Genomic DNA, 11,867 nt, shown 5'->3' with positions numbered 1-11,867 from the left:
CATCCCACGAAGCAATTCGCTGTTCAGCAGAAGACTCGAAGGGGCATTTCAAAAATCCGCTTATAAACCACTCCCAGCCTAAAGGTGGTTCTCTCTGTAAAAAGCCTGATTTTCTACTTCTCCTTCTCGTCGCTTTTCCTTATTAGGTTTTAGGTATACTTATTATATTTCTAAACCTAGAAAATGTTAACCAATTACTTTTTGAAGACGATTTAAAACTTTTTCTTTTCCAAGAAGTGCAATAGCATTCGGAAGCTCTGGACCATGCGTTTGTCCTGTAGTTGCAACACGGATTGGCATAAATAAATTTTTACCTTTATGTCCTGTTTCCTTTTGAACTGCTTTAATCGCTGCCTTAATTGCTGCTGGCTCCATTGCTTCTAGAGCTTCTATTTGACCAGCAAATGCACGAAGTACTTCAGGTACTTGTTCACCATTTAATACTTCTTGTCCTTCTTCTTCATAATCAACATGATCTTTAAAGAACATTTCAGAAAGCTCTACAATTTCAGCTCCAAAACTCATTTGTTCATGGTATAAAGCAATTACATCACGAATCCAAGCTTGGTCTTGTTCGCTTAAAGTTTCTCCCACACGTCCAGCTTTCACTAAATGCGGTAAGCTTAACTCTACAACCGTATCTAAATCTTGCTTTTTCATATACTGGTTGTTCATCCATTTTAGTTTTTGAGAATCAAATAATGCAGGTGATTTTGATAAACGAGCTGCATCGAACATTTTGATAAACTCATCTTTAGAGAAGATTTCTTCTTCTCCTACCGGAGACCAACCTAGTAGTGCAATAAAGTTAAAGATTGCTTCTGGAAGATACCCAAGCTCTTTATATTGCTCAATAAATTGAATAATAGATTCATCACGCTTACTTAACTTTTTACGACTTTCATTAACAATTAGAGTCATATGACCGAATTGTGGAATATCCCAGCCGAAAGCTTCATAAATCATCATTTGTTTCGGTGTATTTGAAATATGATCATCACCACGAAGTACATGTGTAATTTCCATTAGATGATCATCTACTGCTACTGCAAAGTTATAAGTTGGAATTCCATCCTTTTTCACAATAACAAAATCACCGAAATCATTTGAATGGAACGCAACTTCATCTTTTACAATATCTTTGAATGTGTAGTCACGATCAGCTGGTACACGGAAACGAATACTTGGAATACGTCCCTCAGCTTCAAATTCTTTCACTTGTTCTTCAGTTAATTCACGGTGGTTACCTGCGTAACGAGGTGTTTCACCGCGAGCGATTTGTCCTTCACGCTCTGCTTCTAGCTCTTCTTCTGTCATATAACATTTATAAGCTAGACCACGCTCTAATAAATCTTCATATAATTTTTTATAAATATCTAAACGCTCTGTTTGGCGATATGGTCCAAATTCACCACCAACATCAACACCTTCATCCCAGTCCATACCGAGCCATTTCAAGTATTTTAATTGGCTTTCTTCTCCACCAGCCACGTTACGTTTTACATCAGTATCTTCAATACGAATAATAAATTTGCCATCTAAATGACGAGCAAATAAATAATTAAATAATGCCGTACGCGCATTTCCGATATGTAAGTGTCCTGTTGGACTTGGCGCGTAGCGCACTCTCACTTGCTTTTCCATAATTGGTACACCTTCCATTCTTAATGTCAACACATTCTATAATTGTACACCAAAAAAATGTGATTATCCATCTTACGAATTAAAAACCATTATTTTTTCTGTAATAAAACAACCGCTTGAGAAGCAATCCCTTCTTCTCTACCTGTAAATCCTAATTTTTCTGTTGTTGTTGCCTTTACATTAATGTTATCGATAGACGTTTCTAACAGTTCACTAATGCGCTTACGCATACTCTCAATATGTGGTGCCATTTTTGGTTTTTGAGCAATAATTGTACAATCTAAATTTCCTAACTCGTAACCTTGTTCACGCACAAATTCCCAAACTTTTTGTAACAATACAGCTGAATCTGCATCTTTAAAAGCTGGGTCTGTATCAGGAAAATGCTTTCCGATATCTCCTGCTGCAATCGCACCTAAACATGCATCAGCAATCGTATGTAACAATACATCTGCATCTGAATGGCCGATTAATCCTTTCTCGTGTGGAATTGTAATTCCACCGATAATCAACGGGCGCCCTTCCGCAAATTCATGTACATCAAAACCTTGTCCAATTCGAAACATCCTTACTTCCTCCTTAAGCTAAACTACTGAGCTTTATGACTCTATATTATATCGCTATCCTTATAAAGAAAAGCCCGGCTGTTGCCGAGCTTTTCTTTATTAACACGTCATCAATGTTATTTCTTTTGAACACGTAGGAAACTTTCAGCAATTAATAGATCTTCCGGAGTCGTCACTTTAATATTATAGTAACTCCCCTCTACTACACCTACTTGCTTCCCAACACGTTCTACGAGACTTGCATCATCTGTGCCAAGAAAACAACTTTGCTTTGCGCTTCTATGAGCTTCTAGCAAAAGAGAAACAGAGAATCCTTGTGGTGTTTGTACAGCGTTAAGTTGAGATCGCTCTACCGTTTCTACAACAACACCCTGCTCTACTTTCTTAACAGTATCTTTTACTGGCACTGCACAAATGGAAGCTCCATATTTTTCTGCTGCAGTTAATACATCGCGAATCACTTTATTCGTTACGAACGGGCGCGCCCCGTCATGCACAAGAACATATTCGACACCACTCGCATACTGAAGTGCGTTATAGACGCTATCTTGTCTTTCGGCTCCACCCTGAATGAATTGTACGTGCTTTTCAATCTGGTACTTCTGCATTAACTCTTCAAAATACGGGCGTTCTTCTTCGTTAATTGCCATAATAATACTTTTGCACGCTTTATCTTTTTCAAAAGCACGCAATGTGTGCACAATAATTGGTACTTCATCTATAAGTAAAAATAACTTATTTTTACCAGCACCCATTCGTTTTCCTTGGCCCGCTGCCGGAATAATTAATGTATACATATTAATAATCCTCTACTTATAATGCTTTTTCTAGCAATTTACGTTTTGCGAAAATCATACGACCAGCCGATGTTTGTAATACGCTAGTAACAAGTACGTCAAGTTGTGAACCCACATACTCTCTACCATCTTCTACTACAATCATCGTACCATCATCTAAGTATGCAACACCTTGATTTTGTTCTTTACCATCTTTCACAACATAAACACTTAATTCTTCACCAGGGAGTACGACTGGTTTAATCGCATTAGCTAAATCATTAATGTTTAACACCGTAACCCCTTGTAATTCAGAAACTTTGTTTAAATTGAAATCGTTTGTTACTACAGTTCCACCAGTGATTTTTGCCAACTTTACAAGCTTGCTATCTACTTCTTGGATATCATCGAAATCGCCTTCATAAATTTCTACCGGAATTGGCATCTCCTTTTGAATACGATTTAAAATGTCTAGCCCTCTGCGGCCACGATTACGCTTTAAAGCATCTGAAGAATCGGCAATATGCTGAAGCTCTTCTAATACGAATTGCGGAATGACAATTGTTCCTTCTAAAAACTTTGTTTGGCAAATATCTGCAATACGTCCGTCAATAATTACACTCGTATCGAGAATTTTCCAATGAGTCGTAGATTTTTCTGCTTCGACCTCTACCTCTTCATTCTCACTATTGTTTTTCTTCTTACCTCCGCGTTGGGGTAATGTAAATAATCCTAGCAATTCATTCCTCTTTTTAAATCCTACTTGGAATCCTAAATATCCAAGTAAAAGGGTGAAGAACACTTGCAACACCGTACTAATAACTGGAATTGTAAATTCACGAATTGGTATCAAAATTAAATATGCAACAATAAGACCAGAGATTAATCCTAATGTACCAAATAAAACATCTGCTACAGGCGCCTTTACAAGAGCCTCTTCAATATGCTTAATAAGTTGAACAATATAATCTACAAGCCAAAATGTTGTTAAAAATAAAATAATTGCACCAATAATTGCACGAACATACGATCCTTCCAACAAAGGAACCGCACCGATATCTAATACATTAATAATTTTTGGGATTAAGTAAATCCCTAACGCTCCCCCGATCACTAAAAAGAAGAGCTGTACAATCCGTTTTAACATCCAACCACCTCCTACTCATTATTAACCATTGTTTCGCTAATCAAAACGCCGAATGCAAAAGCGGACGTGTTTTTTTGTAAATAGTTTTATTTACCAATATATCATATCATATACCAAAAATGTTCTAGTGTCGTTATATTATAGAATCAATGTAATATTCTTAATTGTGTCTACTCATATAGAGATGCTCTTGAATTCTTTTTAGACCTTCTCGTATTTTCTTCGCTCTCACTTCTCCAATTCCTTCCACATCATCCAATTCATTAATAGTTGCTCGGCAAACACCTTGCAATGTTTTAAATCGATTAATTAAATTCTCGATAATAAGTGGCGGAACACGAGAAATCTTGCTTGTGATTCGGTACCCTCTAGGTGTCACACTTTCTTCTAAACTTGTTTGTCCTGGATAGCCAAGCAATTTAACTAAATCACTATCCTCTAAAAGTTGTGTATTTGCAAGATCTTGTAACTTTTTCAAGATTTGATGATGGTCTTGTGTTTTCTCCTGGTGATAATCTTTAATTAACAATGCTGCCTCTGCCTCTAAATCAGCTAGTAATTCTGTAAGCTGTAAACGAATTAACCTACCTTCTGTTCCTAACTCATGAATATAGCTCAATATTTCATTTTTAATACGCAGCACCATTTCAACACTATGTAAAACGTGAACCACCTCGGACATTGTAACGACCTCTTCAAATTCTAGAATACCCAAATTCGTAATGCCGTCATTCCATACAGCCTTATATTTTTCTAGCGTTTGAATTGCTTGATTTGCCTTCGTTAAAATGACACCTATATCTTTTAATGTATAACGTAAGTTCCCTTGATATAGCGTAATTACATTACGTCTTTGTGAAATGGCCACAACAAGGCTGCCCGTCTGCTTTGCTACACGCTCTGCTGTTCGGTGACGCATACCTGTTTCAATAGAATCAATAGATGAATCTGGAACTAACTGTGCGTTTGCAATTAAAATTTTACTTCCAGTTTCATTTAAAATAAGTGCTCCATCCATTTTTGCTAATTCATATAAACTAGCAGGAGAGAATGCGCAATTAATATGAAAACCACCATCAACAATGCTTTTAATCTGCTCATTATACCCAAGAACAATTAGTCCCCCCGTTTGTGCGCGAAGTACATTATCTATCCCTTCGCGCAGTGGTGTTCCTGGGGCCACGAGCTGTAAAATGTTAATCATACTTTTGACACGTTGCTTATTTTCTTCCATAGCCTAGCCTCCTAATGTCAAACGAAGCGCTTCTCCCAAATTAGAAACACCTACAACCTCAATCCCCTCTGGAATTGTCCATCCCCCTAAATTTTTTCTAGGAATGATAGCACGTTGAAATCCTAATTTAGCTGCTTCTTGTACACGTTGTTCAATTCTTGATACTCTTCTTATTTCTCCAGTTAATCCAACTTCTCCTATTACCGCATCAGTTGGTGCCGTAGATTTATCTCTAAAACTTGAAGCTATACTTAAGGCGACAGCTAAATCAATTGCCGGTTCGTCTAATTTCAAACCACCAGCTACTTTTAAATACGCATCTTGATTTTGTAATAGTAAACCTGTTCTTTTCTCTAGTACCGCCATAATAAGCGAGACACGATTATGATCAATTCCTGTCGCCATTCTTCGAGGATTTCCAAAACTAGTAGGGGAAATTAATGCCTGTATTTCTACTAAAACTGGTCTTGTTCCTTCCATTGAGGCAACTACTGTTGAACCTGCAACTCCAACTGGTCTTTCCTCAAGGAAAATTTCAGAAGGATTTAAGACTTCTGCAAGGCCAAGTTCTTTCATTTCAAAGATACCCATTTCATTCGTAGAACCAAAACGATTCTTTACAGCTCGTAAAATACGATATGTATGGTGTCGATCTCCTTCAAAGTAAAGAACTGCATCGACCATATGTTCTAGCATACGCGGTCCCGCAATTGCACCTTCTTTTGTCACATGTCCTACGATGAAAATTGGGATTCCCTTTGTTTTTGCAAGTTTCATTAATTCTGCTGTACATTCACGTACTTGCGCCACACTACCAGGAGCTGATGTCACCTCAGGTAAATGTATCGTTTGAATAGAATCAATAACAACAAAAGCAGGATTCATCTCTTCAATATGTGCTGCAATACGCTGTAAATCTGTCTCTGATACAACAAATAGATTACTACCATTTACATGTAAACGATCTGCACGAAGTTTAATCTGCTTTGCTGACTCCTCACCTGATATATACAATACATCATATGAAGCATCTGCTAATTGCGAGGAAATCTGTAATAATAACGTTGATTTTCCAATCCCAGGGTCCCCACCAATAAGTACTAAAGATCCATCTACAATTCCGCCACCTAGTACACGGTTAAACTCTTGAAATTTCGTTTCAATACGTGCCTCAGACTTTGTTTCTACTTCTGTAAGACGTCTTGGTTTTGTTACTTCTGTTTGAATTGCATTTGCATAATTTAGGCGTCTGGATGATACAACGGGTTCCATCTCTTCAACAAGCGAATTCCATTGACCACACCCTGGACATTTACCCATATATTTTGGTGATTGATAACCACACTCTTGACATGTGAATTTTGTTTTCTTTTTAGCCATATCTTTTTATATTTCACTTCGCTTTCATCTCTAAACATTTGACCTTCTCGTACAAGAAAGAGGGCTATCTCGTAGCCCTCTTAGTTTGTCTATACTTATTTTACCTTTTCAGCACTATGAATGACAAATGTTTCCCCTTCTACATCAAAGATAACTTTTTGACCTTTCTCAATAGCACCTTTTAAAAGTTCTTCCGATAGTCTATCTTCTACATGCTTCTGAATTGCTCTACGTAGTGGACGAGCACCATATTCACGATCAAACCCTTTATCAGCAATAGCTGCAATCGCTCCTTCTGTTAAGTGCAATTCAATTTCTTGTTCTTTTAAGCGACTCACTAGCTGATTTACCATAAGAGTCACAATTTCTTGAATATGTTTTTTCTCAAGCATATGGAATACGATAATTTCATCAATACGGTTTAAGAATTCTGGACGAAATGCCTTTTTCAGCTCATCCATTACTTTACCTTTCATATCCGAATAATCACGGCTTTCATCTTGTACGTTAAACCCAAGATGTTTGTTACGTTTTAACGCCTCAGCACCAACGTTAGACGTCATAATAACAATCGTATTACGGAAATCAACTGTACGTCCTTTAGAATCAGTTAAACGACCATCTTCCAATACCTGTAGTAGAATATTAAATACATCAGGATGTGCCTTCTCTACTTCATCTAATAGGACAACTGAATAAGGCTTACGACGAACCTTCTCTGTTAATTGTCCGCCTTCTTCATACCCAACATATCCTGGAGGAGAACCAACTAAGCGAGAAGTTGAATGTTTCTCCATATACTCAGACATATCAATGCGAATCATTGCATCCTCATCACCGAACATAGATTCTGCCAATGCTCTTGCTAATTCTGTTTTACCTACACCTGTTGGCCCTAAGAAAATAAATGAACCAATTGGACGTTTCGGATCTTTCAATCCTGCTCTTGCACGACGAACAGCTTTCGCTACAGCCACTACAGCTTCATCCTGACCGATGACACGATCATGAAGAATGGATTCTAAGTTTAATAATTTATCAGTCTCTGTTTGTGCAAGTTTAGAAACAGGGATACGTGTCCATGTAGAAACGACATTTGCAATATCTTCTACCGTAACCTCTGAATTTTCTTTTCCTTGTTGTTCTTTCCACTGACGTTTTGTATCTTCCAATTTCTCACGTAAGCGTTGTTCCATATCACGTAAGGAAGCAGCCTTTTCAAACTCTTGACTTTGTACAGCCGCATCTTTTTCTTTTCGAATTTCCTCAAGCTTCACTTCAAGCTCTTTTAAGTTTGGTGGTGTTGTATAAGAACGCAAGCGAACTTTTGAAGCAGCTTCATCAATTAAATCAATTGCTTTATCTGGTAAGAAACGATCCGTAATATAACGATCTGAAAGTTTTACAGCTGCATCAATTGCATCATCTGTAATAGACACACGGTGATGCGCCTCATAACGATCGCGTAACCCTTTCAAGATTTGAGTCGATTCTTCTAGACTCGGCTCATCAACATGAATTGGCTGGAAACGTCTCTCTAAAGCTGCATCCTTTTCAATATATTTACGATACTCATCTAAAGTTGTCGCACCAATACATTGTAATTCTCCGCGTGCTAAAGATGGTTTTAAAATATTCGATGCATCGATTGCACCTTCTGCTCCACCTGCACCGATTAATGTATGAAGTTCATCAATAAATAGAATAATATTCCCTGCTTGACGTATTTCATCCATTACTTTCTTTAAACGATCTTCAAACTCACCACGATATTTCGTCCCAGCTACCACTGTTCCCATATCTAGTGTCATAACACGCTTATCTCTTAACGTTTCAGGAACTTCATTATTTACGATTTGCTGTGCTAACCCTTCAGCAATTGCTGTTTTACCTACACCAGGCTCTCCAATTAACACTGGATTGTTTTTTGTTCTACGGCTTAACACTTCAATTACACGTTGAATTTCTTTACTACGTCCAATAACAGGATCCAAACGATTCTCACGTGCAACAACTGTTAAGTCGCGCGCTAAACTGTCTAGTGTCGGTGTATTTGCATTTGTCGATGAACCACCTTGGTGACCTGAACTTGCTTCGTTACTTCCAAGAAGTTGTAACACTTGTTGTCTTGCTTTGTTGAGGCTTACACCTAAATTATTTAATACACGTGCCGCTACACCTTCACCTTCACGGATTAAGCCAAGTAAAATATGTTCTGTTCCAACGTAAGAATGTCCTAGCTTACGCGCTTCATCCATAGACAATTCAATAACTTTTTTAGCACGAGGTGTATAATGTACAGTTTGAGAAGCTTCTGTTCCACGTCCAATTAACGCTTCTACCTCTTTTTGCACTTTCTCCGGGCTCAATCCAAGAGCAATTAACGCTTTTGCTGCAATTCCTTCACCTTCGCGTACAAGCCCAAGTAATATATGTTCTGTTCCAATGTTATTATGCCCAATGCGAATTGCTTCCTCTTGAGATAAAGCTAATACTTTCTGTGCTCTTTCTGTAAATCTTCCAAACATCATAGAAATCGCCTCCTACTTGCGCTTAGTTTTTTTCAATACGTAATCGCTCACGGATTAAGGTTGCTCTTCGATAATCTCTTTCTTCTGGTCCTAAAGGTCCTCCTGCATATTGTTGTAAAATACCAGGTTGCGTAAGAACCATTAGCTCAGTCAAAATATTTCTCGATATACCTTTTATATATCCTAGATCAATACCGAGTCGTACATCCGATAAGCAAGTTGCCGCTTCTGCAGATTGAATTAAACGACTGTTTGCTAGTATACCGTAAGAACGATAAACCTTATCTTCAAGCTCAATGCTCGAATTTTGTACAATTAATTCTCTGGCCAATTTTTCTTGTTGTATAATTTGCTGCATGACACTCTTTAAATCTGCAATAATATCTTCTTCGGATTTCCCTAACGTCATTTGATTTGACACTTGAAATATATTACCTAACGCTTCGCTACCTTCACCGTATATTCCTCTTACTACTAAACCTAATTTTTGAATTACTTGTATAATACGGCTAATTCTTTTTGTTAAAACCAGCCCTGGTAAATGAATCATTACAGAAGCTCTTAATCCTGTACCAACGTTAGTAGGACAACTCGTAATATATCCAAGTGATTCATCAAAAGCATATTCAACCTCTTTCTCAATCCAATTATCTATTTGATTGGCGCTTTGAAGCGCCTTTGATAACTGTAGTCCTGGAAATAGGCACTGAATCCTAATGTGGTCTTCCTCATTAAGCATCACACTAATGTGTTCGCTTTCTGATAACAGACATGCTCCATATTCGGTCCCTGCTAGATTTGGACTAATTAAATGCTTTTCGACTAAAACTCTCCTTTGAAGAGGAGTTAGTTCATTCATTTTTAATAGCCCAAACTTCCCAAAGGGCTCTACCGCTTTATTTATAAATTTCTTTTTAAATAATTCTTGAACCTTTTGAGCTTCCTCTTCGTTTTGCATAGTAGAAAATTGATATTGCTTAAAGTTACGAGCCAAACGAATTCGACTACTTAAAACAATATCAGAATCAGGGCCATCCCCCTTCATCCATGGACTAATCGCTTCATTCATAATTTTGTCCAGTGACATAGAACTACTCCCCCTCTCTATGCTCACTAAGCTGAGTTTCAAGCCCTCGAATTTCATCTCTTACCTCAGCAGCTTTCTCAAACTCCTCATTCTGTACATATTGTTTCAGAATAAGTTTTAGTTCATCTAATTCTTTCTTTAAGTGGATATTTCCTTCCATTCGTTCCGGAATTTTTCCACAATGTTCTGTATGTCCACCATGAAGTCGCTTTAACAATGGGTTTAAGTGTCCTTTAAATGTATCGTAACAAGAAGCACAACCAAAGCGTCCCACTTTTGTAAAATGTTCATATGTCATCTTACAATCTGGACATCTTACTGTATTTGTATTTGAAAACCCGTTTTTTCCTTCTCCAAACATTGTTGATTCACCGTGTAATAAACCAGCAAATACATCATGAAATGAAAAGTTAGACTGTGATGATTGAAAGAAAGACGTATAGCCACTTTGCTCCGCACATTGCTCACAAAGATGAACTTCCGCCTTCTTCTCGTTGATTACTTTTGTATAATGTAAAGTTGCTGGTCTTATATTACAGTTTTGACAAGTCATCAATATCCCCACCTTTACAACAGGAACGATCTACCTCATGATACTTTTCATACATTACTAGATTGTCCTCTTTCCTTAATCCACTCAGATAAAAGTACATGCTCTTTTTCAAAACTTCTACAATATTTAACTGCCCTATCTTAATTATCATTCTTTTACAAAAGCTGTATTTATTTATATTTCAGTGTTCTTAACATTGCGCATAATATTCGAGCCCTAAGTTCATCTCGAGAAGGAATATCCATTGATAATACAGAACGATCTAGTACACTTAACATTAATTTTGCTTCACGGCCTGTTATGATTCCCTCTTCTAATAAACGTATAATCATACTCTCTGCATTCCCTTGTGCAACGCTATGATCAATCATATGAAGCATTTGATCAATAATGTCTATATCATCATGCAGTTTGACTTTTATAATGCGAATGTAACCTCCTCCACCACGTTTACTTTCTACTACAAATCCTCTTTCTAATGTAAAACGGGTATTGATTACATAATTGATTTGAGATGGTACGCACTCGAATCGATCCGCAATCTCATTTCTTTTGATTTCAATCACATTATTATTACTTAAGTCAATAACTTGCTTTAGATATTGCTCAATGATATCAGATATATTTCTCATTTATCCGCCACCTTTATTGACTTTGACTATCTTTGACTTTAATTATATACGTATTAATAAAATTTGCAACTCTTTTGCTTATTCACTATCCTAGCCACATTCCCCTGCATTTAATCAAAATAATAATTATTTAAGCATATTTTTTTAATTACTATGGATTATAAAAGAAAACACGAAAAAACACGAGTCATTTGACTCGTGTTTAGTTGCTTGGCGACGTCCTACTCTCACAGGGACAAGGTCCCAACTACCATCGGCGCTAGAGAGCTTAACTTCCGTGTTCGGTATGGGAACGGGTGTGACCTCTCTGCCATCAT

At 37.3% G+C, this 11,867-nt stretch carries 10 protein-coding genes, 1 rRNA gene and 1 other annotated feature (1 of these 12 running past the window's edge); all 11 genes read right to left on the bottom strand.

The window, feature by feature from the left end; all coding sequences use genetic code 11:
- Positions 1-139 (bottom strand) — a binding site (T-box leader); it reaches 108 nt to the left of the window's first position.
- 47 nt (positions 140-186) lie between these two features.
- Positions 187-1,644: a glutamate--tRNA ligase gene (gene gltX, locus ACUN13_RS28780; protein WP_000415143.1), complete on the bottom strand. Its 1,458-nt coding sequence runs from the start codon at positions 1,642-1,644 to the stop codon at positions 187-189.
- Positions 1,645-1,733: 89 nt separating this feature from the next.
- On the bottom strand, positions 1,734-2,210 hold the full coding sequence (gene ispF, locus ACUN13_RS28775) for a 2-C-methyl-D-erythritol 2,4-cyclodiphosphate synthase (RefSeq protein WP_000488386.1): 477 nt from the start codon (positions 2,208-2,210) through the stop codon (positions 1,734-1,736).
- A gap of 116 nt (positions 2,211-2,326) precedes the next feature.
- Complete coding sequence (ispD, locus tag ACUN13_RS28770) at positions 2,327-3,007, bottom strand: 2-C-methyl-D-erythritol 4-phosphate cytidylyltransferase (protein WP_000288284.1); 681 nt, start codon at positions 3,005-3,007, stop codon at positions 2,327-2,329.
- Positions 3,008-3,023: 16 nt separating this feature from the next.
- Positions 3,024-4,133: a PIN/TRAM domain-containing protein gene (locus ACUN13_RS28765; protein WP_000919677.1), complete on the bottom strand. Its 1,110-nt coding sequence runs from the start codon at positions 4,131-4,133 to the stop codon at positions 3,024-3,026.
- Between the two features lie 160 nt (positions 4,134-4,293).
- Positions 4,294-5,367, bottom strand: a complete 1,074-nt coding sequence (disA, locus tag ACUN13_RS28760) for a DNA integrity scanning diadenylate cyclase DisA (RefSeq protein WP_000392163.1) — start codon at positions 5,365-5,367, stop codon at positions 4,294-4,296.
- 3 nt (positions 5,368-5,370) lie between these two features.
- A complete protein-coding gene (radA, locus tag ACUN13_RS28755) occupies positions 5,371-6,747 on the bottom strand; it encodes a DNA repair protein RadA (protein ID WP_001085202.1) in 1,377 nt (458 codons plus the stop codon).
- Positions 6,748-6,842: 95 nt separating this feature from the next.
- A complete protein-coding gene (gene clpC / locus ACUN13_RS28750) occupies positions 6,843-9,278 on the bottom strand; it encodes an ATP-dependent protease ATP-binding subunit ClpC (protein WP_069357942.1) in 2,436 nt (811 codons plus the stop codon).
- Positions 9,279-9,300: 22 nt separating this feature from the next.
- Positions 9,301-10,365, bottom strand: a complete 1,065-nt coding sequence (locus ACUN13_RS28745; RefSeq protein ID WP_000050842.1) for a protein arginine kinase — start codon at positions 10,363-10,365, stop codon at positions 9,301-9,303.
- Between the two features lie 4 nt (positions 10,366-10,369).
- On the bottom strand, positions 10,370-10,918 hold the full coding sequence (locus ACUN13_RS28740) for a UvrB/UvrC motif-containing protein (protein WP_000128399.1): 549 nt from the start codon (positions 10,916-10,918) through the stop codon (positions 10,370-10,372).
- Positions 10,919-11,088: 170 nt separating this feature from the next.
- The gene (ctsR, locus tag ACUN13_RS28735) at positions 11,089-11,550 is read right to left on the bottom strand and encodes a transcriptional regulator CtsR (protein WP_001244565.1); all 462 of its coding nucleotides are present in this window, start codon (positions 11,548-11,550) and stop codon (positions 11,089-11,091) included.
- A gap of 208 nt (positions 11,551-11,758) precedes the next feature.
- Positions 11,759-11,867, bottom strand: a 5S ribosomal RNA gene (rrf, locus tag ACUN13_RS28730); the annotation flags it as partial.

The organism is Bacillus cereus group sp. Bce041 (assembly GCF_052646455.1).
The sequence above is the reverse complement of the archived record's forward strand: the minus strand, read 5'-3'. Positions and strand labels throughout refer to the sequence as shown.